General features: G+C 71.9%; 25 protein-coding genes and 1 riboswitch. Of the genes, 10 read left to right on the top strand and 15 right to left on the bottom strand.

Annotated elements, in window-relative coordinates; translation table 11 throughout:
• Positions 1–229: 229 nt before the first annotated feature.
• Together DLJ59_RS12155 and DLJ59_RS12160 are read left to right on the top strand one after the other, a co-directional pair.
• The gene (locus DLJ59_RS12155; RefSeq protein ID WP_244235980.1) at positions 230–787 is read left to right on the top strand and encodes a hypothetical protein; all 558 of its coding nucleotides are present in this window, start codon (positions 230–232) and stop codon (positions 785–787) included.
• Between the two features lie 221 nt (positions 788–1,008).
• The gene (locus tag DLJ59_RS12160) at positions 1,009–1,401 is read left to right on the top strand and encodes an FKBP-type peptidyl-prolyl cis-trans isomerase (RefSeq protein ID WP_124772613.1); all 393 of its coding nucleotides are present in this window, start codon (positions 1,009–1,011) and stop codon (positions 1,399–1,401) included.
• Between the two features lie 74 nt (positions 1,402–1,475).
• On the opposite strand, the gene DLJ59_RS12165 is transcribed toward DLJ59_RS12160, so the two are convergent.
• On the bottom strand, positions 1,476–1,862 hold the full coding sequence (locus DLJ59_RS12165; protein WP_124772614.1) for an STAS domain-containing protein: 387 nt from the start codon (positions 1,860–1,862) through the stop codon (positions 1,476–1,478).
• Positions 1,863–2,044: 182 nt separating this feature from the next.
• Between DLJ59_RS12165 and DLJ59_RS12170 the strand changes: the two genes are divergently transcribed.
• The gene (locus DLJ59_RS12170; RefSeq protein ID WP_124772615.1) at positions 2,045–3,061 is read left to right on the top strand and encodes an SMP-30/gluconolactonase/LRE family protein; all 1,017 of its coding nucleotides are present in this window, start codon (positions 2,045–2,047) and stop codon (positions 3,059–3,061) included.
• 62 nt (positions 3,062–3,123) lie between these two features.
• Here DLJ59_RS12170 and DLJ59_RS12175 read toward each other — a convergent pair whose 3' ends face one another.
• Positions 3,124–4,392, bottom strand: coding sequence for a L,D-transpeptidase (locus DLJ59_RS12175; RefSeq protein WP_124772616.1), 1,269 nt, complete (start codon positions 4,390–4,392; stop codon positions 3,124–3,126).
• A 656-nt stretch (positions 4,393–5,048) separates the two neighbouring features.
• Between DLJ59_RS12175 and DLJ59_RS12180 the strand changes: the two genes are divergently transcribed.
• Complete coding sequence (locus tag DLJ59_RS12180) at positions 5,049–6,014, top strand: sugar phosphate isomerase/epimerase family protein (RefSeq protein WP_124772617.1); 966 nt, start codon at positions 5,049–5,051, stop codon at positions 6,012–6,014.
• A 23-nt stretch (positions 6,015–6,037) separates the two neighbouring features.
• Positions 6,038–8,137 (top strand): PQQ-dependent sugar dehydrogenase, encoded by a 2,100-nt coding sequence (locus DLJ59_RS12185; protein WP_124772618.1) that lies wholly within the window; start codon positions 6,038–6,040, stop codon positions 8,135–8,137.
• Between the two features lie 58 nt (positions 8,138–8,195).
• On the opposite strand, the gene DLJ59_RS12190 is transcribed toward DLJ59_RS12185, so the two are convergent.
• The 4 genes from DLJ59_RS12190 to pdhA form a co-directional block, all read right to left on the bottom strand.
• The gene (locus tag DLJ59_RS12190; protein WP_124772689.1) at positions 8,196–9,875 is read right to left on the bottom strand and encodes a right-handed parallel beta-helix repeat-containing protein; all 1,680 of its coding nucleotides are present in this window, start codon (positions 9,873–9,875) and stop codon (positions 8,196–8,198) included.
• 153 nt (positions 9,876–10,028) lie between these two features.
• Entirely contained in the window at positions 10,029–11,423 is a 1,395-nt protein-coding gene (locus DLJ59_RS12195) for a dihydrolipoamide acetyltransferase family protein (RefSeq protein WP_124772690.1), read from the bottom strand.
• Positions 11,408–12,412: an alpha-ketoacid dehydrogenase subunit beta gene (locus DLJ59_RS12200; RefSeq protein ID WP_208648657.1), complete on the bottom strand. Its 1,005-nt coding sequence runs from the start codon at positions 12,410–12,412 to the stop codon at positions 11,408–11,410. The genes DLJ59_RS12195 and DLJ59_RS12200 overlap by 16 nt, the downstream gene beginning before the upstream one ends.
• Positions 12,409–13,572, bottom strand: coding sequence for a pyruvate dehydrogenase (acetyl-transferring) E1 component subunit alpha (gene pdhA / locus DLJ59_RS12205; RefSeq protein WP_208648654.1), 1,164 nt, complete (start codon positions 13,570–13,572; stop codon positions 12,409–12,411). Before pdhA ends, DLJ59_RS12200 begins: the two co-directional genes overlap by 4 nt.
• A gap of 109 nt (positions 13,573–13,681) precedes the next feature.
• Between pdhA and DLJ59_RS12210 the strand changes: the two genes are divergently transcribed.
• On the top strand, positions 13,682–14,188 hold the full coding sequence (locus DLJ59_RS12210; RefSeq protein ID WP_124772621.1) for an Lrp/AsnC family transcriptional regulator: 507 nt from the start codon (positions 13,682–13,684) through the stop codon (positions 14,186–14,188).
• Between the two features lie 10 nt (positions 14,189–14,198).
• Here DLJ59_RS12210 and DLJ59_RS12215 read toward each other — a convergent pair whose 3' ends face one another.
• Both DLJ59_RS12215 and DLJ59_RS12220 read right to left on the bottom strand, forming a co-directional pair.
• Positions 14,199–15,170 carry a DNA polymerase domain-containing protein gene (locus DLJ59_RS12215; RefSeq protein ID WP_124772622.1) on the bottom strand — a complete coding sequence of 324 codons (972 nt, stop codon included), beginning with the start codon at positions 15,168–15,170 and terminating at the stop codon, positions 14,199–14,201.
• A gap of 103 nt (positions 15,171–15,273) precedes the next feature.
• Entirely contained in the window at positions 15,274–15,786 is a 513-nt protein-coding gene (locus tag DLJ59_RS12220; RefSeq protein ID WP_244235981.1) for a hypothetical protein, read from the bottom strand.
• On the opposite strand from DLJ59_RS12220, the gene DLJ59_RS12225 reads away from it, so the two are divergent.
• From DLJ59_RS12225 to DLJ59_RS12240, 4 genes are all read left to right on the top strand, one after another.
• Entirely contained in the window at positions 15,758–16,489 is a 732-nt protein-coding gene (locus DLJ59_RS12225) for a histidine phosphatase family protein (RefSeq protein WP_124772623.1), read from the top strand. The genes DLJ59_RS12220 and DLJ59_RS12225 overlap by 29 nt on opposite strands.
• Positions 16,473–17,342 carry an NAD(P)H-hydrate dehydratase gene (locus DLJ59_RS12230; RefSeq protein WP_124772624.1) on the top strand — a complete coding sequence of 290 codons (870 nt, stop codon included), beginning with the start codon at positions 16,473–16,475 and terminating at the stop codon, positions 17,340–17,342. Before DLJ59_RS12225 ends, DLJ59_RS12230 begins: the two co-directional genes overlap by 17 nt.
• 79 nt (positions 17,343–17,421) lie before the next feature.
• A complete protein-coding gene (locus DLJ59_RS12235) occupies positions 17,422–17,922 on the top strand; it encodes a hemerythrin domain-containing protein (RefSeq protein WP_124772625.1) in 501 nt (166 codons plus the stop codon).
• A 110-nt stretch (positions 17,923–18,032) separates the two neighbouring features.
• Positions 18,033–18,122: riboswitch (ZMP/ZTP riboswitch) on the top strand.
• A gap of 19 nt (positions 18,123–18,141) precedes the next feature.
• Positions 18,142–19,578, top strand: coding sequence for a glycine hydroxymethyltransferase (locus DLJ59_RS12240; RefSeq protein WP_124772626.1), 1,437 nt, complete (start codon positions 18,142–18,144; stop codon positions 19,576–19,578).
• A 142-nt stretch (positions 19,579–19,720) separates the two neighbouring features.
• Here DLJ59_RS12240 and DLJ59_RS12245 read toward each other — a convergent pair whose 3' ends face one another.
• The 7 genes from DLJ59_RS12245 to DLJ59_RS12275 all read right to left on the bottom strand — a co-directional run bounded on the left by DLJ59_RS12245 (position 19,721) and on the right by DLJ59_RS12275 (position 25,536).
• On the bottom strand, positions 19,721–19,981 hold the full coding sequence (locus tag DLJ59_RS12245; RefSeq protein WP_124772692.1) for a hypothetical protein: 261 nt from the start codon (positions 19,979–19,981) through the stop codon (positions 19,721–19,723).
• 122 nt (positions 19,982–20,103) lie between these two features.
• A complete protein-coding gene (locus DLJ59_RS12250) occupies positions 20,104–20,421 on the bottom strand; it encodes an antibiotic biosynthesis monooxygenase family protein (RefSeq protein ID WP_124772627.1) in 318 nt (105 codons plus the stop codon).
• Positions 20,418–21,665, bottom strand: a complete 1,248-nt coding sequence (locus DLJ59_RS12255; RefSeq protein WP_124772693.1) for a beta-ketoacyl synthase N-terminal-like domain-containing protein — start codon at positions 21,663–21,665, stop codon at positions 20,418–20,420. Before DLJ59_RS12255 ends, DLJ59_RS12250 begins: the two co-directional genes overlap by 4 nt.
• A gap of 23 nt (positions 21,666–21,688) precedes the next feature.
• Entirely contained in the window at positions 21,689–22,963 is a 1,275-nt protein-coding gene (locus tag DLJ59_RS12260; RefSeq protein ID WP_124772628.1) for a beta-ketoacyl-[acyl-carrier-protein] synthase family protein, read from the bottom strand.
• Complete coding sequence (locus tag DLJ59_RS12265; RefSeq protein ID WP_124772629.1) at positions 22,960–23,364, bottom strand: cupin domain-containing protein; 405 nt, start codon at positions 23,362–23,364, stop codon at positions 22,960–22,962. The genes DLJ59_RS12260 and DLJ59_RS12265 overlap by 4 nt, the downstream gene beginning before the upstream one ends.
• Positions 23,357–24,109: an SRPBCC family protein gene (locus tag DLJ59_RS12270; RefSeq protein ID WP_124772630.1), complete on the bottom strand. Its 753-nt coding sequence runs from the start codon at positions 24,107–24,109 to the stop codon at positions 23,357–23,359. The genes DLJ59_RS12265 and DLJ59_RS12270 overlap by 8 nt, the downstream gene beginning before the upstream one ends.
• Positions 24,106–25,536, bottom strand: coding sequence for an acetyl-CoA carboxylase biotin carboxylase subunit (locus tag DLJ59_RS12275; protein ID WP_124772631.1), 1,431 nt, complete (start codon positions 25,534–25,536; stop codon positions 24,106–24,108). Before DLJ59_RS12275 ends, DLJ59_RS12270 begins: the two co-directional genes overlap by 4 nt.
• Positions 25,537–25,549 lie beyond the last annotated feature (13 nt).

Raw genomic sequence — 25,549 nt, forward strand, 5'->3', positions numbered from 1 at the left:
GTCTTGACCTCCCGGGTCATCACGTCATCCACCTGCCCATCTCGGCCTCCCTCTCGTGGTCCATCTCGGACGCTACGAACGGGTGCGGACGGTCGTCAGGGTCGCCGGACCGGACCCGAGGGGGTCGAACGTCCCGGGCCGTTGCGGTCTGTCGGCCCTGCCGCCGACTGCGCGATGGGCGTCCACTGGAGATGCCACCGGGAAGCGCGGTGCGAAGCTGAGAAGGGACGTGGAGACCATGACCGCGACGATCGAGCGGGTCACCACCGAGAACACCGCTCCGAAGGCCGGCACCGTTCACGACCGGGCCGTTCGGTACCTCCTGGCCGGCACCCGGCTGGCGCTCGGCTGGATCTTCCTCTGGGCCTTCGTCGACAAGATGTTCGGCTTCGGGATGGCCACCGAGCAGAAGAACGCCTGGATCAACGGGGGCAGCCCCACCAAGGGCTTCCTGACCTTCGGCGTGGCGGGGCCGTTCAAGGATCTCTACACCGGGATCGCCGGTGCCGCCTGGGCGGACTGGCTCTTCATGGTCGGCCTGGCCGGGATCGGTGTCGCCCTACTGCTCGGCATCGGGATGCGGGTCGCCGCAGTGGCCGGTGGGCTGCTGCTGGTCCTGATGTGGACCGCAGTGCTGCCTCCGGAGAACAACCCCTTCATGGACGACCACCTGATCTACGCCGCGGTGCTGGCGGTCCTGGCTCTGGTCAACGTCGGCGACACAGTGGGCCTCGGCCGGGTGTGGGCGGCACTGCCGATCGTCCGGCGGATGCCCTGGCTCCGGTGAACCACCGCAACACCCCTCGGCGGGCGTCACCAACACCGGTGACGCCCGCCGCGTCGTGGTGACCCACCACCGGTGAATCCGCAGCGCCACCGGGGTCGGCGACGCCCGATCGGCGGATGGATTACGGGGCAGGTGGCGGGTCCGCCGCACATCGGTGCGGGGTGATCCGGCAGGATCGACGGTGACCGGACACATCACCCAACACGGCAGGAGATCCCCGCATGAACCAGGCAGCAGGCGCCCGATCGGGTAAGCCGGAGGTTGGTCCGATCGAGGGTGCACCGCCGGCCGACCTCGTGATCGAGGACATCACCGTGGGCGACGGCCCGCAGGCCGAGCCGGGCCAACTGGTCAGCGTGCACTACGTCGGCGTGTCGCACTCGACCGGCGGCGAGTTCGACTCGTCCTGGAACCGGGGCGAGGCGTTCGACTTCCCGCTCGGCGGCGGTCAGGTCATCGCCGGCTGGGACCAGGGCGTCGCCGGCATGCGGGTCGGCGGTCGCCGCCGGCTGACCATCCCGCCGCACCTGGGGTACGGCGACCGGGGCGCCGCCGGCGTCATCAAGCCGGGCGAGACGCTGATCTTCGTCGTCGACCTGCTCGGCGTGCGCTGACCGAACGTCGGGGGTCGCCGGCCCACGCCGGCGGCCCCGCGGCCCGATCAGGGGCCGCACCTCGTCGACCGGGGTCAGGCGGCCAGTTGCAGGTCGGTGGTCGCGACCACGGGGCGACGCGCGGCCTCGATCGCCAGGGCCGGCTCCAGAATCGTCATGACGCGGTGCAGCCCGCTGACCCGCAGCACCCGCGCCACCACCGGGCTCGGGTCGACCAGGACCAACTCGCCACCGCAGGCCCGGACGCGCAGATGCGCGGCGAGCAGCGTGCGGACGCCAGCCGCGGAGAGCAGCCGCAGCTCGGACATGTCCAGTTGAAGCACCGGCCGGGCCGGCGCGGACCACAGCGCGGACCGGAACGCGGCCACGGTGGCGATGTCGACCTCGCCGGCCACCCGCATGAGGACCAGTTGGTCACCCACGCTGACCTGCACGTCGAGCCGGTCGCTGTGCTCTTCCATGCCAAGAAATCTAGCCGCCACCACCGACACTTTCGTCGCCGCGCGGAGTGATTCCGGGTACGCCCAGGGGCATACCCCGAGACGCCCCACCTCCCTCTCGGGGTGGAGTCAGGGGCCCCGCGCGGCGCGCCGCGCGGGCGCGGAGTTCGGGGGTCGCCGGCGGCCGGGTGGAGAATAGGTCGATGCTGATCCCCCGGCCCCGGCCGCCCCGGCTGATCCGTCCCGTCCGCGAGCCGGCGACCAGCCCTCCGGCGCTGGCCGGGGCGTGGGCCCCAACCGACCGCCGGCTCGACCAGGCCGAGTTGCTTCCCCTCCCCACGGGCGCCGTCGGCCCCGAGGACGTGCTGGTCGACGGCGCCGGGCGGGTGATCAGCGGCGACGAGGACGGTCGGCTCTGGTGGTGGCCGGTCGACGCGCGGGCCGGCACCCGGCCCCAACTGCTGGCCGAGACCGGTGGCCGTCCGCTCGGCATCGAGCTGGACCCGTCCGGCGAGGCCCTGGTGGTCTGCGACGCGTACCGCGGGTTGCTGCGGGTCACACCGGACGGCGCGGTACGCGAACTGACCGGAACGGCACCCCCGGTGCACCTGGCCAACAACGCGACGGTGGGCCGTGACGGCACCATCTACTTCACCGACAGCTCCGATCGGTTTCCGGTCTCACACTGGAAGCGCGACCTGCTGGAGCACCGCCCCAACGGTCGGGTGCTGGCCCACCATCCGGGCAGTGGCCGCACCGAGGTGGTGACCGACGGGCTGTACTTCCCCAACGGGATCGCGCTGACCCCGGACGAGTCGGCGCTGATGCTCGTGGAGACCAGCACCCACCGCCTGCTGCGCGTCGAGCTGAGCGGCGGTGTGCGGGTCCTCGCCGACCTGCCCGCGTACCCGGACAATCTCGCCTCGGTGGGTGACGGGACGTACTGGATCGCGCTGCCCAGCCCCCGGGTGCCGATCGCCGAGCGGCTGCTGCCCCATCCCCGGCTGCGTCAGATCGCCGCTCTGCTGCCCGACGCCATGCAGCCGCAGCCACGCCGCTACGGGCTGGTCGCGCTGGTCGACGGCGCGGGCGCGGTCCGCCGGACGCTGCACGGCCCGAACGGGCACTACTCGATGATCACCGGGGTACGTCAGCACGGCGACCAGCTCTGGTTGGGCAGCCTGACCGGGTCCGGGGTGGCCCGCGTACCCCTGGGGTGATGGCCGACAGGGCCGGTCCGCCGTCGTGGCGGGCCGGCCCTGTCCCTACCGCAGTCGGTGACTCAGCGGCCGCTGACCGAGGGCGCTGGCGCGGGCGATCCGCCGGCCACCGCGCCCGGGTGCGCCGGGGCGACCGGCGCGGGCTTGAGGCCGGGCGGCACCGGCAGGGCGCTGCCCCGGACGAACTCGTCCCAGCTCACGTTCCAGGCGGTCCAGCCGTTGCCCGGCTGCAGTTCCACCTCGGTGCCCTTTACGGTGATCAGATCACCGACCTGCGTGACCCCCATCAACCAGTCGGCCGCCGTGGCGGAGACGTTCGCGCAACCGTGCGAGACGTTGGTGCTGCCCTGGTCCCCCTCCGACCAGGGGGCGGAGTGGATGAACTCGCCGCCCCAGGTGTAGCGCTGGGCGTCGTCGACGTCGACCACGTAGCCGCCGTTGGGCTCACCGCGGGTGTCGAAGGTGGTCCGCTCGTGCTTCTCCATGATCACCATCTTGCCGCTGGAGCTGGGCGTGCTCGGCTTGCCCATGCTGACCGGGATCCGGCGGATCTGCTTGCCGTCGCGCAGCACGGTCATCTGCTTGGTGGCATTGTCGATCTCCAGCGAGACCTGTCGTCCGATCTTGGAGGTCGCGGTCCGCTCGGCGTCGCCGACCTTGTCCTTACCGATCGGCAGACCCTCCAGACCGGCCCGGACGCTGATGGTGGTCCCCGGCTTCCAGAAATCGGGCGCCCGGTAATAGACCTGACTTCCATCCTCAAGCCACGACCAGGCGCCCGGCTGCGGCGGATTGGTCTTTACGAACAACCGCCGCTGCACATCCGCCCTGGCCTCTTTCGGAATTCCCGGGTCGAACGCCACCGTTACCGGCATCGCGGTGCCGTACGTCCGATTGCCGACGAAATAGAGGGTGCTGGTGATCTGCGGTTTGGTCGATTTGGCCATCGTCGTGAACGTGGTGGTGCGGGTCGTGGTCGCACCGGAGTCGCCGGTCGCTGTCACCTCGGCGGTGTAGGTCCGCCGTGGTTGCAGCGGGGCGCTCGGCACCCAGCCGGAGCCGTCCTCGCGTGGCTCGGCGTTGACCTGCTTGCCCTTGTCGTCGGTGAGGCGTACGCCGGTGACCCGCCCGCCCTTGACCACGGTGCCCACCTCGGCGCTGAGCGGGATGTCGCGCGCCTTGTCGCCTGGTGTCACGGCGAGTTCCGGCGCGGCGGCGTGCTTCTTGGCCGAGCCGGTCGCCGACTCCCGCTCGGCGGTGCACGCACCCAGGACGAGTGGTGCGGCCGCGATGGTTACCGCCAACAGCGTCAATCGCCGCCTAGACGTCATGTTTCATTCCCCCCGTTTCGACTTCCCTCCGCCACATTCTGACCCGCCCAACAGGAGTATCCGCCGTATTCAGAAATAATCGTCGGCGCATTTACCGGAGCATTTTCCAGCAATGTTCCCATTGGCGGAACAGGCGTTCAACCGACCCGTGTCAGGCACTTTGCTCCGCTTGAGCGAAGCAACGTCGACTGTCCGAATGACGGCCGGACGACGGCACCTGGGGCCGGGTCGGACGGCTCGTGACCCACTCGGGTTGCATGAAGTCGCGGCATCAGGACGTCTCGGATGCCGCGACTTCCGTGAAACCGAGTGGATCACGAGCCCGGGCGCGGGAGGTACCGACCGGGGCGGCGCACCTCGTGGGCGGACTTTTGTCAACTGGAGCGAAGCTTCTGCCGAACGCGACAAAGCTTTGCCTTCGTCCAGAGGCAAGGGTAAGGTCACGATTCAGATAGAGGGTTGCCCATTCGTCGATCAACTTGCCGCCACCTCTGCCGGGTCGCCGCGTTCCGCTCCCGATGGGTCCGGGCCGCACTCGCGCGCCGTCCCTCACCGTCCTGCCGAGGCCCGCCTCCGGCGGTTCGGCGCGTCCGGCAGACGGCAGCCAGGTCGACCGCCGCCGACGGCGTACCAGCCGTCAGGAAGGGACCACCACCATGGATCAACAAGACAACCGACCGGGGCCGACACCGGCATCCGAACCGGTCAGCCGGCGTGGAGTGCTGCGCGCCGCGACCGTCTCCGCGGCCGCCGTCGGCGCCGCCGGTCTGCTTGCCAGCCCGGCCACCGCCGCACCCGGCGCAGCCGGCGGGCAGGCCCAGGGCCGCCGCCGGGTGCCGGTGGACCGGATCAGCATTCAGCTCTACACCCTGCGTGATCAACTCGCCGTCGACCTGCCCGGCACCCTGGACGCGCTGCGCCGGATCGGCTATCGGCGAGTCGAGCACGCCGGTTTCGTCGGACGCACCGCCGCACAGTTCCGGACCGCGCTCGACGAGGCCGGGCTACGTTCCACCTCCGGGCACGTCGGCATCCCGCAGCCGTTCGACGCCGCCACCTGGGAGCAGGCCCTCGCCGACGCCAACGTGGTGGGCTGCAAGAAGATCGTCCACCCGTACTTCGGTCGGGACGCGAGCGGTCAGCCGATCCGGGACCCTGCCGTCTACCGGGCCCTGGCCCGGGACCTGAACCGCGCCGGTCGGCTCGCCGAACGCGCGGGGCTCGACTTCGGCTACCACAACCACCAACTCGAGTTCGTGCCGCTGACCGGCGGCTCGACCGGGTTCGACATCCTCAGCTCGCAGACCGATCCCCGGCTGGTCCACTTCGAGCTCGACCTCTACTGGGCCTGGCGGGGCGCCCACGACCCGGTCGACGTGATCCGGGCCAACCGCGGCCGAATCCGCCAGGTGCACGTCAAGGACCTCGACGTCGAGGCTGGCTTCGCCGACCTCGGCGACGGCGTCATCGACTTCGGCCGGATCTTCGCTCACGAGCGGGAGGCCGGCATCGAGGAGTACATCGTGGAGCGTGACGACGCGGGCACCGCGCCGCGCTCCCCCGCCGACGCCCTGGACACCGCCCGCGTCGGCTTCGACTATCTCGCCTCACTTCGGTACTGAAACCACCTCGGGGGACACACTTGATGAACAGGACCGCACTCGCGTCCGCCCTGCTGCTGGTGACGGCCGGCCTGGCCGCACCACCGTCGGCAGCGGCCGCGGCGCCCGCCGCGCCGCCGGACAGCAGCTTCCAGAAAGTGACGCTGAACGACTTCCCGGGCGAGCCGATGAGCCTCGCCGTTCTGCCCGACCTGCGGGTGCTGCACACCTCCCGCACCGGTGAGGTCCGCATCCACGACCCGCGCACCGGGCTGAACACCCTCGCCGCCGACATCCCGGTGTACGAGCACGACGAGGAAGGCTTGCAGGGGGTCGCCATCGACCCGAACTTCGCCCAGAACAAGTGGGTGTACCTCTACTACTCGCCGCCGATGGACACACCGGTGGACGACCCGGCCACCCCCGACGTCAACGAGGGGGACGCGCCGGAGACCGGCACCGCGGCGGACTGGCAGCGGTTCAAGGGCGCGCTGCGGTTGTCCCGGTTCAAGCTCGACGGGATGCGGCTGAACCTCGCCAGCGAGCAGCAGATCATCGACGTGCCGACCGACCGGGGCATCTGCTGCCACGTCGGCGGTCAGATCGACTTCGACAGCAAGGGAAACCTGTACCTGTCGACAGGTGACGACACCAACCCGTTCGCCTCCGACGGCTACATCCCGATCGACGAGCGGGCCGACCGCAACCCGGCGTACGACGCCCAGCGCAGCTCGGCCAACACCAACGACCTGCGCGGCAAGCTGCTGCGCATCAAGCCGAAGGCCGGTGGCGGTTACACGGTGCCGGCGGGCAACCTGTTCAAGCCCGGCACGGCGAAGACCCGCCCCGAGATCTACGCGATGGGGCTGCGCAACGCGTTCCGGTTCGCCGTCGACCGGCGCACCGACAACGTCTACCTGGGCGACTACTCCCCGGACGCCTCCAACCCGAACCCGGAGCGCGGGCCGGCCGGGCACGGCCGGTGGATGCTCGTCGACAAGCCGGCGAACTACGGCTGGCCGTACTGCGTGACGCCGACGATCGCCTACCGCGACTACGACTTCGCCACCGGCCAGTCCGGCAAGAAGTTCAACTGCGCGCGCCCGGTCAACGACTCGCCGCACAACACCGGCAAGCGCCAGCTGCCGCCGGTCGAGCAGCCGGAGGTCTGGTACCCCTCCGCGGCCTCGGGTGACTTCCCGCAGCTGGGCGCCGGCGGCATCGGCCCGATGGGTGGCCCGGCGTACGACTACGACGGGACCAGCACGTCGCGTACGCGCTGGCCGGCCTACTACGACGGGGTGCCGCTGTTCTACGAGTGGACCCGCGACTACATCAAGGAGTTCCGCCTCGACTCCGACGGCGACGTCAAGGACATTCGCCCGGTGGTGCCGTCGCTGGTGGTGGACAACCCGATGGACATGGAGTTCGGCCCGGACGGCGCGCTCTACGTGCTGGAGTACGGCGACGGCTACTTCGCCGAGAACCCGGACGCGCAGCTGTCCCGGATCGACTTCGTCCGGGGCAACCGGACGCCGATCCCGAAGATCAGCGCCGACCCGACCGTGGGGCAGGCCCCGCTGACCGTCGCGTTCTCCAGCGCCGGCACGACCGACCCGGACGGCGACAAGCTGAGCTACGCGTGGGACTTCAACGCGGACGGGTCGGTGGACAGCACCGCTCCGAACGCGACCTGGACGTTCCCGAGGAACGGCTCGTACACGCCGACGCTGAAGGTGACCGACCGCACCGGACGGTCCGCCTCGGCATACCTGCCGCTGGTGGTCGGGCCGACCGCACCGCTGGTCGAGTTCGTCGCCCCGGTGGCCGGTCAGCCGTTCGAGTTCGGGCAGACGGTCGCGTACGAGGTGAAGGTCACCGACGACCTGCCGGTGGACTGCTCGCGGGTGAAGGTCACCTACGTGCTCGGGCACGATGAGCACGGGCACCCGCTCTCCACCTCGACGGGTTGCTCCGGGACGATCCCCACCTTCCTCGACGGTGGGCACAGCGGCGCGGACAACCTGACCGCGGTGTTCGTCGCGGAGTACACCGACGCGCCGACCGACCCGGGCGTACCCCCGCAGTCCGCCTCGGCGACGGTGGTGCTGGACCCGACCCCGGTGGCCGGCCTGGCCGGCTGACCAACTCAACCAGGACAGCGGCGGCGGTCGGATCCTTCCGGCCGCCGCCGCACGTCGTTCAGCTCCAGTCGCTGTCCAGGTGGTTGTCCCGCCACCGTCCGCCCACCGGCGGGGTGTCCAGCCGCATCCCGTCCTCGGCGTTGCCGGCGAGGTCGTTGTCCTCGACCCGGCAGTCCACGCAACTGCCCCGCCCGGTGATCCACAGCCCGTGCGTCTGGGTCTGGTTGTCGTGGTTGTCCCAGATCCGGTTTCCGCGGATGGTGGCCGAGTCGAACGCCGCGTTGATGGTGATGCCGGCCCGCTGCCCGGGTGCGGGGTCGAGCTCGTACCCGCAGCCCGGCGGCGGCACGGCCCCGCTCCACGCCGTGAACGCGTCCGGGCGGACCGGGGCCAGGGTGAGTTCGTCGCCGGTGTTGGCGGCCACCGTGGCCACGGACCGGCCGACCCGCAGGATCTTGCCGCGGTGCCCGTCGTGCGGCCAGTCGGCGGTGCGGTCCACCAGGCTCCGCTCGCTGTAGCGGACGGCTTCGCCCGCACCGCCGGCGGCCCGGCCGTACTGCCGCCCGTTGTTGCGGATCCGGTTGTTGAGAAGGACCGCGTCGCTCATCTGGTGGTCGATCCGGACCGCGTCGAGGCCGTTGCCCCAGAACTCATTGCTCTCGATCACCACGTCCCGGATCGGGCCCTGGTAACCGCGCCTGAGGTCGCGGGAGTGGTAGCCGTGCTGGCCGTTGCCGCTGATCCGGTTGCCCCGGACGATGTACGGTCCGGGGCTGTTGCCGAGGCTGATCCCGTCGCGCAGGTTGCCGTCGATGACGCAGTCCGTGACGAGTCCGCCCCGCCCGGCCACTGTCGAGGTGCCCTGCGACGACACGTCGAAGCCGGCCTCCAGGTTTCCGGTCATGGTGCAGGCGGAAACAATCAGGCCGTCGGCGCCCCAGTCGGAGATGCCGAAACGGTTGCCCTGACTGTGGCAGCCGATGATGCGGTAGCCGCGCGGGGGCGTCCAGTAGTCCTTCTGCAGCTCCAGGAAGATGCCGTTCGTGCCGTTGGCCAGGGCGGTGCAGTTGGCGATGGTCAGCCGCTCCACCGCTCCCCAGCCGCCGATGCCGATCCCGATGCCGGCGCCGCCCATCTGCTCGCCGTTGTCCAGTCGGCCACAGCCGACCACCACCACACCGTCGATCAGGGAGTCCTGGAGGAAGTCGCAGCCCAGCCCGCTGGCCGCGGTGTGGTGGATGTAGAGGTTACGGAAGACACCCCGCACCACGTACTGCAGGCCGAGGCCCTTGGCCAGGTAGTTGTACTCGGCCATGGCGACGCCGGAGCCGTCGATCTGGAAGTCGGAGAAGGTGCAGTCGGCGATGTGCCGGTCCCGGTCGGCGCCGTGCTGCACCGTGGTCCAGAAGGCCAACGGGGTCGGGTCGGCCCGGTTGCCCTCATTGCTGAGCATGAACCGGGTCGCCGCCGGGCCGGCCCCGATCAGCGACACCCCGCTGCGCCACACCGTGCCCGCGTCCCGGATCGAGTAGATGCCCGGGGGGCAGTAGATGACCCGGGCCCGCCCGTCCGAGGCGTACCCGGCGCCGAGGCGGTCCACCAGGGCGGCCAGCGCCGGCTGGTCGTTGGTCGAGCCGTCGCCGGTCAGCCCGTACTCCAGCGCGTCGCAGTACAGCGGCGCGCCGGCGGCGGCGGGCCGCCGCACCCGGACCGAGTTCAGTAGCAGCTCGTTCGCCACGGCCACAGGCCGGCTCCCTTCGACGCGTTCGGTGCGCGCCGACTTCCCATTGACACCGCCGGGAAACCCCCGGCCCGAACACACCGCCGGGAAACCCCCGGACGTGCACCGGCCCCGGCGCCGCACGGGCAGCGCCGGGGCCGGGGGTACGCGTCAGACGGCGGCGATCAGCAGCGCCGGGCGCTCCACGCAGTCGGCGACGTGCCGCAGGAAGCCACCGGCCACGCCGCCGTCGCAGACGCGGTGGTCGAAGGTGAGGCTGAGCTGGGTGACCTTGCGGACGGCGAGTTGACCGTCGACCACCCACGGCTTGTCCACGATCCGCCCGACCCCGAGCAGGGCCGCCTCGGGGTGGTTGATGATCGGCGTGGAGCCGTCGACGCCGAACACCCCGTAGTTGTTCAGCGTGAAGGTGCCACCGGTCAGCCGGGCCGGCGGGAGGCTGCCGGCCCGCGCGGCGGCGGTGGTCGCCGCCAGTTCGGCGGCGAGTTCGGCGGTGGTGAGCCGCTGGGCGTCGCGCAGCACCGGCACCAGCAGTCCCCGGTCGGTCTGCGCGGCGATGCCGAGGTGCACCCCGGCGGACTGGACGATCCGCTGCCCCTCGGTGTCGACCCGGGCGTTGAGCTGCGGGAACCGGCGCAGCCCGCTGAGGCAGATCCGGGCCAGGAGGGCCAGGATGCTCACCGGCGCGTCGGGGGTCGCCGCGTTGATCGCGGCGCGGGTCTCCAGCAGCCCGGTGGCGTCCACGTCGACCCAGATGGTCACCTCCGGGATCTCCCGCCGGCTGCGGGAGAGTTTGTCGGCGATCACCTTGCGGACGCCGGTGAGCGGGACGATCACGTCGCCGTCCCCGGCGGGGGCGGCGGCGACCTGCGGGTCCGGCACGGCGGCGAGCCGGGCGGTGGGGGCGGTCAGCGCGGCCTCGACGTCGGCGCGGCGGATCACGCCCCCGGGCCCGGTGCCCCGCACGGTGCCGAGGTCGACGCCGTGCTCGCGGGCCAGCCGCCGCACGATCGGCGAGATGACCAGCGCGGTGCTCCCGGTCGGGCCGGCCGGTGCGACGACCGGCGCCGAACCCGGGTTCGCCGGGCTGCTCCCGGCGGCAGTGTCAGGTGTCGCGCCCGGCGGGTAGTCGGTCGGCTCGGGCGCCACCGCCAGACGGGGGCGACGCCGACGGCGGGTCGCGCCGCCGTGGCCGGTGCCGTACCCGATCAGCACGTTGCCGGAGCCAGCCCGCTCCTCCTCCCGGTAGGTGGCGTGCCCGGCGGGCTCGTCGCCCCCGTCCAGCGGCGCGATGGTGATCAGCGGCTGGCCGACCGGGCGTACCTCACCGGCCGCGCCGTGCAGGGTGACCACCCGGCCGGCGTACGGGCACGGCACGTCGACGACGGCCTTGGCGGTCTCCACCTCGACCACGCTCTGGTCGACGGTGACCACGTCACCCACGGCGACCCGCCACTCGACGATCTCGGCCTCACTCAGCCCCTCGCCCAGGTCGGGCAGGAGGAACACCTGCGTCCGTTCGACGGTGGTCATGCCGCCGCCCAACGCGCGTCCGGCTGGTCGTCCCACTGCAGGCGGGCCACCGCGTCGAGCACCCGGTCCACGCCGGGCAGGTGGGTGTGCTCCAGCATCGGCGCCGGGTACGGGATGTCCAGCCCGGCGACCCGCAGCACCGGGGCGTGCAGCGCGTGAAAGCAACGCTCCTGCACCCGGGCGGCGATCTCCGCGCCGACACCGGCGAAGCCGGGGGCCTCCTGGATCACCACGCACCGACCGGTGCGCCGGACCGAGGCGGTGATGGTGGCGTCGTCGAACGGCACGATGGTCCGCACGTCGACGACCTCCAGGTCCCACCCCTCCTCCCGGGCGGCCTCGGCGGCCTCCAGCGCGACCGGCACCGCCGGCCCGTACGCCACCAGGGTGGCGTCGCGACCGGGCCGGCGCACGACGGCCCGGCCGAACGGCTCGGCCCGCGTCGGCAACTCAGCCTCGGCGCTGGCGAAGTAGAGCTTCTTGGGCTCCATGAAGACCACCGGGTCGGGGTCGTCGATCGCCTCGCGCAGCAGCGAGTACGCGTCCTCGACGGTGGCCGGGGTGACCACCTTCAGCCCGGGGGTGTGCGCGTAGTACGCCTCGGACGAGTCGCAGTGGTGCTCGACCCCGCCGATCCCGCCCGCGTACGGCACCCGGATGACGATCGGCACGCTCAGCGCGCCCCGGGTGCGGTTGCGCAGCTTCGCCACGTGCGAGGCGATCTGCTCGAACGCCGGGTACGCGAACGCGTCGAACTGCATCTCGACCACCGGCCGCAGGCCGGACATGGCCAGGCCGACGGCGAAACCGACGATGCCGGCCTCGGCGAGCGGGGTGTCGAAGCAGCGCTTCTCACCGAAGCGGCCCTGCAGGCCGTCGGTGATCCGGAAGACGCCGCCGAGCGCGCCGACGTCCTCGCCGAAGACGACAACCCGGTCGTCGGCGGCGAGCGCGTCGGCGAGCGCGGTGTTGAGCGCCTTCGCCATGGTGGTGGCCATCAGGCGTCACCCTCCTCGGCGCGAGCGGCGGTCAGCTCGGCGCGGACCAGCTCACGCTGTTCGATCAGCTGCGGGGTGGGCTCGGCGTAGACGTGGTCGAAGAGGCTCAGCGGGTCGACAGTGGGCTGCTCGTTCATCCGGGTCCGCAGGTCCGCCGCGTACGACTCGGCCTGCTCGGCGATCTCGGCGACCGCCGCGTCGTCGAGCACACCGCGTGCCCGCAGGTAGGTCTCCAGCCGGGTGATCGGATCCCGGTCCCGCCAGGCGTCGACCTCGGCGCCGTCGCGGTAGCGACTGGCGTCGTCGGCGTTGGTGTGCGGCTCCATCCGGTAGGTGTGCGCCTCGACCAGGAACGGCCCCTTGCCGGCCCGGGCGTGCGCGACCGCGCGGGTGAGCACGGCGAGCACCGCGACCGGGTCGTTGCCGTCGACCTGCTCGCTGGGTACGCCGTAGCCGACGCCCTTGTAGGCCAGCGACGGCGCGGCGGTCTGGCGCGACAGCGGGACGCTGATCGCGTACCGGTTGTTCTGCACGAAGTAGACCACCGGCGCCTTGAACACGGCGGCGAAGTTGATCCCCTCGTGAAAGTCGCCCTCGCTGGTGGCACCGTCGCCGATGAAGGCCAGCGCCACGGTGTCGCGACCCTGGTACGCCTCGCCGTGCGCCAGCCCGGCGGCGTGCACGCACTGGGTCGCGAGGGGGGTGCACTGCGGTGCGGTGCGGACCTCGGTCGGGTCGTAGCCGCAGTGCCAGTCGCCGCGCAGCAGGGTGAGTACCTCGACCGGGTCGATGCCCCGGGCAACCAGCGCGGTCGACTCGCGGTAGGTGGGAAAGACCCAGTCGGTGTCGCGGACCGCGAGGACCGCGCCGACCTGGCATGCCTCCTGGCCTCGCGAGGACGGGTAGACGGCGAGCCGGCCCTGCTTGGTCAGGGCGGTCGCCTGGGTGTCGAAGCGGCGGCCGAGCACCATCCGGCGGTACAGCTCGCGCAGCACCTCGGCGGCGGGTTCGGGGTAGTCGGCGCGAGCGGGCAGCGGCGTGCCGTTCTCGGCGAGCAGGCGGACCGGCTCGACGTCCGGCAGCAACGAGCGGGCCGGGTCGGGCGGGGTGACCGTTCGACGGGCGCGCGGGGATGCCCTGCGGACCGCCTGGGGAGTGGTCATCACGGCGGAACCTCCTGGGACGTGTGGTGGGCCTATGCTTCCGCCTGTTGGATGATTGACTCAAGATCGACGCGGAAGGCGGGACGGTTGGCATGCGGAGGGCCGGTCAGTGAGCCAGGAGACCGCCGACGAAGCGAGCCGGGGCGCGGGATCGGGACGATCGGCCAGATCCCTGGACGAGGTCGACCGGCGGATCCTCGACGAGCTGGTCCGCGACGGTCGGACGTCGGTGCGCACCCTCGCCGAACGGATCCACATCTCCCGCACCAACGCGTACGCGCGGGTGGAGCGGTTGCTCCGCGACGGGGTGATCACCGGGTTCCGGGCCCAGGTGGCACCCGCGGCGGCCGGGCTGGGCACGTCGGCGTACATCGCCCTGACCATCGAGCAGAACACCTGGCGGGAGGTGTCGGCCGAGCTGGCCCGGGTGCGCTACATCGAGCACGCCGCGCTGCTCGGCGGTGACCACGACGTGCTCGCGCTGGTGCGCGCCCCGGACAACGCGGCGCTGCGCGATGTGGTGCTGGGCCGGGTGCAGAGCATTCCCGGGGTGCTGTCCACCCGCACCTGGCTGGTCTTCGAGGAGTTCGACGGGACTGGCAGCCCCTGGGCGTGACCGGCCGGGCTCAGCGCTCCGGCGGGGCCTCCAGCCCGTCGCGGTCGGCCAACTCCAGCAACGGCTCCAGTGAGTGCCGGTCGCCGTCCAGGCCGGCGTGCGGGTCGCCGCGCTCGGCGAACCGGGCCGGCATACTGAGCACGTCGAAGTCCTCCGGGCGGGCCTGGTCCAGCTCCGACCAGTCCAACGGCGCCGAAACCAGCGCGGCCGGCGTCGGTCGGATCGAGTACGCCGAGGTCACCGTGTGGTCCCGGGCCATCTGGTTGTAGTCGACGAAGACCGGCCGGTCCCGCTGCTCGCGCCACCAGGTGGTGGTGACCAGGTCCGGCAGCCGACGCTGCATCTCCCGGCCGAGCGCGAGCACCGCCCGACGGCAGTCACCGAAGCTCCACCGCGGCTCGATCGACAGGTAGACGTGCAGGCCACGACCGCCGGTGGTCTTCGGGTAGCCGGTCATGCCCAGCTCGGCGAGGAACGCCCGCACCTCGTGCGCCACCGGCACCACCTGCTCGAAGCCGACGCCGGGCATCGGGTCCAGGTCGATGCGCAGCTGGTCGGGGCGTTCCACGTCGGCGGCGGTGACCGGCCACGGGTGGAACCGCAGGGTGCCCAGGTTGGCCGCCCAGATGACCACTGCCAGCTCGCTCGGCGCGACCTCGTCGGCGGTACGGCCACTGGGAAAGGTGATGTGCGCGGTCCGCACCCACTCGGGCGCCCCCGCCGGCAGCCGCTTCTGGTAGAACGCGTCGCCCCGGTTGGTCTGCCGGGTGGCGATCGTCGCGCCCTCGAAGACACCGCGGGGCCAGCGTTCCAGCATGGTGGGCCGGTCCCGCAGCGCGCGCAGGATGCCGTCACCCACCGCCAGGAAGTAGTTGACCACGTCCAGCTTGGTCAGCCCACGCTCCGGGAAGTACGGCTTGTCGGGGCTGGAGACGCGGACCAGCCGCTCCCCCACCTGGATCTCCTCCGCCGCCGTCGCCATCTGCCGAGGGTACGACGCGCAGGCACGCCGTACGGCCATCGAATGGACACCCGTGCAGCGCGGCGGCGGAACTGTCCGGCGGCGGCGGGGCTGGCGCACCCGGTCAGGTGATCAGCAGCACGCCCACCACGATCATTGGCAGCCCGACGAAGAGGAAGATGCCGACGCCGGTGAGCACCTGGCCACCGTCGGTCGTCTCCCGTTCCGGTGCGGCGCCAAAGGTGGCGCGCGGGCCGAGCATGCCCATCCGGCTCAGCGTCAGGTCGCCCGTCACGCCGATGAGCCCGCCCACCACCACCAAGCCGATGCCCAGCCGGTTGGTGTAGGCACCGCCGGCGATCGCCACCCAGATCGCTGCCGCGACGGCGACCAGCACCCCGCCCATCACGAACATCAGAAACGCTTCCCGCAAACCTCGCACGACGGTCACCGTCGACACCCCCCCCCGTTGGCTGTCGAGCACATTGTTCCCCATCAACCCCTCGCGGCGCTGCCCCGAAGGACGGCGCTGGCCTGCACGGTCGTCAGGCGGCGTGCGATCGGCCGGGCCACGGTTACCGCCGTGGGCACCCGGGTAGGGGGTCGGCATGGCGGAACTGGCGACGCTCTGGATCATCCGGCACGGTGAGAGCACCGCGAACGTGGCGGCGACACACGCCGAGGCGACCGGTGAGGAGCTGATCGGCCTCAGGAACCGCGACGCCGACGTGCCGCTCTCCCCCACCGGGGAGGAGCAGGCCCAGGCCACCGGTCGTTGGCTGGCCGGGCTTGCCCCGGACCGTCGGCCGGACGTGGCGGTGGTCTCGCCGTACCTGCGGGCAGTCTCCACCGCCGAGTTGGCACTGCACGGCACCGACATCCCGGTGAGCCGGGACGAGCGGCTGCGCGACCGGGAGCTCGGCATCCTCGACGGGCTGACCGGCCACGGGGTACGTCAGCGGTACCCGGACGAGGCCGCGCGCCGGGAACGACTCGGCAAGTTCTACTACCGGCCGCCGGGCGGAGAGTCCTGGACGGACGTGGCGCTGCGGTTGCGCACGCTCCTCGGCGACCTGCGCCGAGACCACGAGGGCCAGCGTGTTCTGCTCTTCGGCCACGACGCGCTGGTCTTTCTGCTGCGCTACCTGATCGAGGGGCTGACCGAGACGGACCTGATGGCGCTGACCCGCCAGCACGTGATCGCCAACTGCTCCATCACCGACTGGTCCGCCGACGCGGAGCAGCGGCTGACGCTTGCCGGCTTCAACGAGGTGGGCCACCTGCACCGACAGGGCGCCCAGCCCACCAGGGAGGACGAGATCCATGCCGAGCCGGTCTGAGGTGAAGGTGATCACGCCGGGTCTGCTGCGGGACTGGGCGCTGCCGGTGCCGGTCGGTGGGAAGGAGAGCCGGGGCACCGTGCTGGTGGTCGGCGGTTCCCGTTTCACGCCGGGTGCGGTGCTGCTCGCCGGGGTTGCCGCGTTGCGCGCCGGGGCCGGGGTGCTCCAGCTCGCCGCCGCCGAGTCCACCGCCGCCGCGCTGAGCATCCAGGTGCCCGAGGCGTTGGTGGTCGGCCTGCCGGAGACCGCCGACGGCGCGGTGGCCGCCGACCGGGACGGCCAGCTCGGCGACCTGGTCGGGCAGGCCGACGTGGTGGCGATCGGGCCGGGTCTGAAGGCGATCGACGAGACCAACCGCCTGCTGGACCTGGTCCTGGAGGCGGCGCGTCCGGACACGTCGCTGGTGCTCGACGCGTACGCCCTCGGCGCGCTCAGCCACGCACCGGACCTACTGGTCGGCTCGGGTCGACCCGTGGTGCTCACCCCCAACGTCACCGAGGCCGGGCACCTGCTCGGGCGGGACCCGGGCGACGACCTGGACGCCGAGGCGGCCGAGGTGGCCGCCCGGTACGAGGCGGTCGTGTCGCTGTACGGGCACGTGGCCGCCCCGGACGGGCGGGGTTGGCGGGAGGAGAGCGGCGACGCCGGGTTGGGCACCTCCGGCAGCGGGGACGTGCTCGCCGGGTTGCTGGCGGGGCTGCTGTCGCGGGGTGCCGAGCCGGCGCAGGCGGCCTGCTGGGGCTCGTTCGCGCACTCGGTGAGCGGCCAACGGCTGATCCCCCGCTACGGCCGGATCGGCTTTCTGGCCCGGGAGTTGCTCGACGAGATCCCCCGCACCCTCGCCATGGTCTGAGGCGGTTTCACCTGTTTCCGTATTCGGCGTGGGGGTACCGGAACCACACCAGCCGAGACTTTTCAGGGAGGTCATACCGGTGTCGACCGATGCCATCGTCCTGCTCAAAGAGGACCACAAGGAAATGCGCCGCCTGTTCAAGGCCTTCCAGGACGCCGAGGAGGGGCCGGCGAGTCAGCGGCAGAAGCTGGTGGACCAGATCCTGGAGGCGCTGACGGTGCACACCTATCTGGAGAACGAGGTGATGTACCCGGAGGTCCGCCGGCTGCTGCCCGACCTGGAGGACGACATCCTCGAGTCGTACGAGGAACACCACGTCGCCGACGTGCTCTGCGCCGAACTGGCCGCCATGGACGCCGGCGACGAGCGGTTCAACGCCAAGACGACAGTGCTGATCGAGAACGTCACCCACCACGTCGAGGAGGAAGAGCAGGAGTGGTTCCCCAAGGTCCGCGACGCGCTGGGCCGCAAGCAGCTCCAGGAGATCGGCGAGAAGATGATCGCGCTGCGCGCGGACGCGCCGCGTACCCCCACCGCGCCGAAGGCGATCAAGAAGGCGCTCGATGCGGTGACGGCCTGAGGTCGCCGCTCACACCGAAGGGCCCGGCACCCTGCCGGGCCCTTCGGCGCACCTCGACGGGTCGCCTCCAGGAGGGCGGCCCGAACGACCAGGCCCGGCCCGGTAGGATCGGCCCAGGCCGTTACTGGCGCGTGGGGATGGAAAACCATCGGGGAGCGGCCTCGTCACGTGGACGTTTGCCGAGCGCCTGGGCCTTCCCGCACGTCTGTTGGAGGTCGCATGTCCCGCAACGCCGAGTCCACCGCATTCCGGAGCGCCCTTGAGGTGATCCGGGCCGTCGAGCCGCGGGTCGCCGACGCCATCGGCGCCGAGCTGACCGATCAGCGGGAGTCGCTCAAGCTGATCGCCAGCGAGAACTACGCCTCTCCGGCGACCCTGCTGGCCATGGGCAACTGGTTCAGTGACAAGTACGCCGAGGGCACCGTCGGCCGCCGCTTCTACGCCGGTTGCCAGAACGTCGACACCGTCGAGGCGCTCGCCGCCGAGCACGCCCGGGAGCTGTTCGGCGCCGCGCACGCGTACGTGCAGCCGCACTCGGGCATCGACGCCAACCTGGTCGCGTTCTGGGCGGTGCTGGCCGACCGGGTGGAGTCGCCCGCCCTGAAGAAGGCCCAGGTCCGCCAGGTCAACGACCTCACCGAGGCCGACTGGTTCGCGCTGCGCCGGGAGCTGGGCAACCAGCGGATGCTCGGCATGTCGCTGGACGCCGGTGGTCACCTCACCCACGGCTTCCGGCCGAACATCTCCGGCAAGATGTTCGACCAGCGCAGCTACGGCACCGACCCGGCAACCGGCCTGATCGACTACGACCGGGTGGCCGAGGCCGCCCGCGAGTTCAAGCCGCTGATCCTGGTGGGCGGCTACTCGGCGTACCCCCGGAAGGTGAACTTCCGGATCCTGCGCGAGATCGCCGACTCGGTCGGCGCGACCTTCATGGTCGACATGGCGCACTTCGCCGGCCTGGTGGCCGGCAAGGTCTTCACCGGCGACTTCGACCCGGTGCCGCACGCGCACATCGTCACCACCACCACGCACAAGTCCCTGCGCGGCCCGCGCGGCGGCATGGTGCTCTGCCAGCCGGAGCTGGCCGACCAGGTGGACCGGGGCTGCCCGATGGTGCTCGGTGGTCCGCTGCCGCACGTGATGGCCGCCAAGGCGGTCGCGCTCGCCGAGGCCCGCCGGCCCGACTTCGCCGACTACGCCCAGCGGATCGTGGACAACGCGCAGGCGCTCGCCGAGGGGCTGCTGCGCCGGGGCGCGAAGCTGGTCACCGGCGGCACCGACAACCACCTGGTGCTGATCGACGTCTCCGGTTACGGGCTCACCGGCCGGCAGGCCGAGCAGGCCCTGCTCGACTCGGGCATCGTCACCAACCGCAACTCGGTCCCGCAGGACCCGAACGGCGCCTGGTACACGTCCGGCATCCGGATCGGCACCCCGGCGTTGACCACCCGGGGTCTCGGCACCGCCGAGATGGACCAGACCGCCGAGCTGATCCACACCGTGCTGGCCCAGACCACCGCCGGCGCCAACGCCGACGGCACCCCGTCGAAGGCGAAGTACACCCTGGACCCCGGCCTGGCCGACAAGGTCGCCCGCCAGGCGACCGACCTGCTGGCCACGCACCCCCTCTACCCCGCCATCGACCTGGGCTGAGCGGCGGTGTCACCGACGGTGACGCCGTCGGTGACACTCGCCCGGACGAGCGATATACCGCTGGGTCATGGTTATGACCCAGCGGTATATCGCTCACTCAGGGACGTGCCACCGGCGGCGGGGCCGGCGCGGACGGCGGCTCTCAGGCCATGGGGCGCTTCAGGTGGTAGCGGTGCACTTCGGTGCTGCCCTGGACGTTGTTGACGTCCTCGGCGGCGGAGACGAGCTCCCACCCCTCCCGGCCGGCGCGATTGAGGTGCGCGATGGCCGTGTCGCCGTAGGCGGTGATGTCCTTGCGTGACCCGTCCGGCGCGTACCAGACGAACGAGACGTGAAAATTGCGGCCCTGTCCTTGATAGCGACGGACGAGCAGGGCGTACTCCCAGGCAACCATGGGCCCTATTATGTCTGTCCACCCAGGACGGCGGCACGCGGGCCGTCGCGCATTGCCATCCGATGAACGCGCTGCGTCAACCCGCCCGCGGCGATATCGGAACCCCCGAGAACGCGCGACAGCGCGGACGGTCAGGCCAGGGCCGGCGTCTGGGCGTGGATGTGGAAGCGCAACGAACGGGCGTCGGTGAAGCACTCCCGCATCGGGCGCACCAGTTCCCGGTGCTCCGGGCTGCGTTCCCAGTTCTCGAAGTCGGCCAGGCTCGCCCACTCACTGGTGATCAACCACTGCTCCGGGTCGGTCGACGAACGGCACACCTGATCGACCAGGTGCCCCGGCACGCCCCCGGCGACCAGGTGCCGCACCTGTTCGTACGCGGCGAGGAACCGCTCGGTGCGCGGCACCGGCACCCGTACCAGGAAGACCACCCGGGCCCGTTGCTCGCTCATGACGCCTCTCCCCTCATCGGCGCGGCCCCACGTAGGACCAGCGCGCTGTTGAACCCGTCGAAGCCGCGCGCGCACACCAGCGCGAGCCGGCTGCGCGGCCGGCGGTGCTCCCGCAGGAAGTCCAGCTCACAGCCCTCGGCCACCTCGTCCGGCCCCGCCGACGCGGGCAGCGTGTCATGGGCGAAGGCGAGTAACGCGGTGGCCACGTCCAACGCCGAGCCGCCCTGGTACGCCCGACCGGTCAGCGGTTTCTGGGTCGTCACCGGAGGCGGCCGGTCGGCGAACACGGCCCGCAGGGCCTCCGCCTCGCTGCGGTCGTAGCGGGGCACACCGAGCGCGTCGGGCAGCACCACGTCGATTCCGGCCGGGTCGACGCCCGCCCGGTCCAGGGCCAGGCGCATCGCCCGCGCGTACTGGGCCGGGTCACCGACACTGTCCGCGGTGGTGTGCGCGGCATCGTGGGTGGCGCCCCACCCGCTCACCTCGCCGTAGACCCGGGCACCCCGGGCCAGGGCGTGCCCCAACTCCTCCACCACGAACACCGCTCCCCCCTCGGCCGGCAGGTAACCGCTGGCCGTGGCGTCGAACGGACGGTACGCCCGCTCCGGGTCGGCGACGTCGCTGAGCAGCCCCGAGCGCAGCTGGCAGGCCAACGCGTACGGGCTCAACGGGCACTCGGTGGCCCCGGCGATCACCACCGGAGTGCCTCGGCGCACCGCACGGGCGGCGTGCGCCAGGCTGTCCAACCCGCCGGCCGACTCCGCGACCAGCACCCCACTCGGGCCCTTGAACTGGTGGTGGATGGAGAGCTGACCGACGCTGGCCGCGTAGAACCAGGCGATCGACTGGTACGCCCCGACCGTGCGCGACGAGCCGCCCCACAGTCGTTGCAACTCCCGCTGACCGAACAGGTTGCCCCCGGACGAACTGGCCAGGGTCACCGCGTAGCCGTACGGGTCAGGTGCCCGGTCGGGCAACCCGGCGTCGGCCAACGCCAGCCGGGTGGCGGCGAAGCCGAGGTGCGTCCACCGGTCGGTCTGCACCAGTTGCCGACTGTCGGCGTAGGAGTCGGCGGTGAAGCCGGGCACCTCCCCGCCGAAGCGGGTCGGATAGCCGGACGGGTCGAACAACGTGATCGGTCCGGTCCTGCGGGTGCCGGCGAGCACCGTACGCCAGTGCGCGTCCGCGCCGATGCCGCTCGGCGCGACCACCCCGATGCCGGTCACCACCGCCCGGGCCGTCACCCCGCCCCGCTGCTGAGGGGCGCTCACGCCGCCACCGCGCCGAGCATCCGACGGAACACCATCGCCGACTGGAAACCGCCGAACCCGCTGCCCACCGAGAGCGCCACGTCCACCGGGACCTCCCGCGCCTCATTGGGTACGTAGTCCAGGTCGCACTCCGGATCCCGGGTGCTCCAGTTCGCCGTCGGCGGCACCACGCCGAACTCGATGGCGAGGGCGCACGCGGCCATCTCGATCGACCCGATCGCGCCGAGCGAGTGCCCGACCATCGACTTGATCGAGCTGATCGGCACCCGGTACGCGGCCTGACCCAGCGCCCGCTTGAACGCGGCCGTCTCGTGCCGGTCGTTCTGCCGGGTGCCCGAGCCGTGCGCGCTGATGTAGGAAACCTGCTCGGGAAGGATCCGGCCCTGCCGGAGCGCGTCGGTGACGGCGAGGCTCATCTCCAACCCGTCCGGGCGCAGCCCGGTCATGTGGTAGCCGTTGCTGCGGCTGGCATAGCCGGCCACCTCGCAGTAGATGTGCGCCCCGCGCCGCCGGGCGTGCTCGGCCTCCTCCAGCACCAGCACCGCCCCGCCCTCGGCCAGCACGAACCCGTGCCGGTCGGCGTCGAACGGGCGGGAGGCGTGGGCCGGGTCGTCGTTGTCCGGGCTGGTCGCCTTGATCGCGTCGAACGAGGCGACAGTGACCGGTGAGATCGGCGAGTCGGACGCGCCGGCCAGCATCACGTCCGCCTCACCGTCCACGATCATCTGGTGGGCGTACCCGATGGCGTCGATGCCGGAGGTGCAACCGGTGGACACCACCTGCGCCGGGCCGTGCCACCCGTGCCGGCAGGCGACGTCCGCGGCGAGGCTGCTGGGCACCAACGCCTGATAGAGGTACGGGCCACCGCGCGCCCCGTCCACCAGCCAACGCCGGCCGTGCTCGCTCACTGTGACGTACTCCTGCTCCAGTGCCATCGTGCCGCCGACCGCGGTGCCCAGCACCACCCCGGCCCGGTCCCGTTCCGCGTCGGTGAGCACCAGTTGGGCGTCGGCCACCGCCTCGACCGAGCAGGCCAGCGCGAACTGCACGTACCGGTCGGCCCGGCGCCGCTCGGCCTCGCTGAGCCCCGCCGCGACCGGGTCGAAGTCGCACTCCGCCGCAATCTGCGACCGGAAGGCCGACGGGTCGAAGAAACTGATCCGCCGGGTGGCGGTCCGCCCCTCGGTGATGGTCTTCCAGAAGCGGTCCCGGCTGGCGCCGCCCGGGGCGACCACCCCAATGCCGGTCACCACCGTGCGGCGCCCGGTCATGAGGTGCTCCGCTGTTCGACCAGTTCCGTGTCGACGTGGCCTAACTCGGGCCGGGGAGCGAGCGGCCCCAGGTGGAAGACCACCTCGGCCGGTTCGACGCCGGTGTTGCGCAGCCGGTGCCGCACGTTCACCGGAACGAACAGCCCCTCACCGGCGGCCAGCAACGTCGGCTGGTCGTCCAGGTCCACGGTGATCGCGCCCCGCACCAGGTACAGGAACTCCTCGCTGTACGGGTGGTAGTGCTCGGCGATCCGCTCCCCCGGCGCGAGCGTGGCCACCCCCAGGAAGCCCGAGGTGCTGCCGACGGTGCGAGGGCCGAGCAGCACCCGCAGCTCACCGCCGCGCCGGCGGTCGGCGGGTACGTCCCGGGCGGCGATCGGGCGGGTGCTCAGGTCACTCATCGTCGGCCTCCGTCAGCTCGTCGCCCACCGAAACGCCCTGGTCGGCGCGCTGCCGGGCGATCCGCTCCACCCGGTCCTTGATCACCGCGAGTTGGATCACGCTGTTGGTGTTGATCCGTTCGGTCATCGCGGCGTTGTCGACCGGCGCGGTGGGCTTCATCGCGAAGTCCTGCGTCCAGGTCATCCGGGTGCCACCGGCCTCCTCGGTGTAGCGCCAGTGGATGCGCATGTACTCGAACGGCCCGGTCTCCACCCGGTGCGCCCGGACCTGCCTGCTCACCGGGTCGGCGGTGCGCTCGCTGACCCAGCTCCAGCTCACCCCGTTCTCGTCGGGATACATGGTGAGCCGGAACCGCACGGTGTGCCCCTCGCGGTGCAGGATCTCCACCACGGCGTACTCGGTGAACAGCTCGGTCCAGTTCGCCACGTCGTTGGTGACCTCCCAGACGAGTCCCAGCGGCGCGTCGATGACCACGCTGTTCTCGGTGTGTCCGGGTGGGTCGGCGCGGCGGGCGACCAGGTCCGCCACCGCCGGGATGCTCAACTGCCCGGCCTGCTCGGGGATGCTCACCTGCCAGCGGTCGGCGACGACCGCGGAAAGCTCCAGCAGGGCGAGCGAGTCCATCCCCAGCTCCTCCAGCGACGCGGCGGGCGCCCGGGCCGCGGCGTCGGCGTCCAGCCCGCAGTGCGCCACCAGGATGTCGGTGATCTCGGCGGTCATCGGGCGACCATGGGTGACGGTCATCGGGTCCTCCTGTGGGTTGCGTCGGGATCTGCGGCGGGCGCGGTACGCGGTGCGGGGGTGGGCGTCGACCGCCGCGCGGGCGCGGCGAGCAGACGGTCGACCAGGCCGGTGGTGTAACGGCCCTTGCGGAATGCGGCGTCGTCGAGCACCCGCCGGACGAACGGGATGGTGGTGTGCACGCCCGGACCGGCGATGTCGAACTCGTCCAGGGCACGTTCCAGCCGGTTGAGGGCCAGCTCCCGGTCGGGCGCCCAGACGATCACCTTGGCCAGCAGGGAGTCGTACCAGGGGCCGACCAGGTAACCGGCGCTGGCGTGGGTGTCCACCCGGGTGAACGGGCCGCCGGGTGGCGTGAACCGCTCCAACCGCCCGGGCGTGGGGGCGAAGTCGCGCCCCGGGTCCTCGGTGTTGACCCGGCACTCCACCGCGACGCCGTGCAGGCGGATCTCCTCCTGACGCCAGCGCAGCGGCACCCCGGCGGCGATGTGCAGTTGCTCGTGCACCAGGTCGATCCCGGTGACCATCTCGGTGACCGGATGCTCCACCTGGATCCGACAGTTGATCTCCAGGAAGTGGAACTTCTCCTCGGCGTCGACCAGGAACTCCAGCGTGCCGGCACCGACGAAGCCGACCTGGAGGGCACCCCGCAGGGCGGTCTCGGCGATGCTGTCGAGAACAGCGGCGGGCAGCGCCGGGGCGGGCGCCTCCTCGACCAGCTTCTGATGACGCCGTTGCACCGAGCAGTCCCGCGTGCCCAGGTGCACCCCGTTCCCGTGGGCGTCGCAGAGCACCTGCACCTCGACGTGGCGCGCCTCGGTGAGGTAACGCTCGACGTACACCCGGTCGTCGCCGAAGGCGGCCTGCGCCGCGGCCCGGGTGCGCCCGTACGCCCGGCGCAGCTCGCCGGGGGTGTGCACCACCGTCATCCCCCGACCACCGCCCCCGGCGGCGGCCTTCACGATCACCGGGTAGCCGACGGCCTCGGCCACCTCGGCCGCCGCCGCGGCGGTCGGAACCGGCGCGACACTGCCCGGCGACAGCGGCAGGCCGGCCCGGCTCATCAGGGCCCGTGCCGAGGACTTGTCGGCCAGCGCGGCCATCACCGCCGGCGGCGGGCCGATGAACGTCAGCCCGTTGTCGGCGCAGATCTCGGCGAAGTCGGCGTCCTCGGAGAGGAAACCGTAACCGGGGTGCACGGCCTGCGCGCCCACCTGCCGCGCCGCCTCCATGATGGCCGCGGCGTTGAGGTAGCTGCGCCGACTCGACGCGGGTCCGATCCGGACGGCCTGGTCGGCGAGGCGGACCGCCGCCGAGTCGGCGTCGGCGGCGGAGTAGACCACCGCAGTTCGCACGCCGAGCTCCTTGCAGGCGCGCAGCACCCGCAGCGCGATCTCGCCCCGGTTGGCGATCAGCACGGTCTCGAACATGTCAACCACCCCG

The organism is Micromonospora inaquosa, assembly GCF_003857055.1.
In the GTDB taxonomy this organism is placed as follows: domain Bacteria; phylum Actinomycetota; class Actinomycetes; order Mycobacteriales; family Micromonosporaceae; genus Micromonospora; species Micromonospora inaquosa.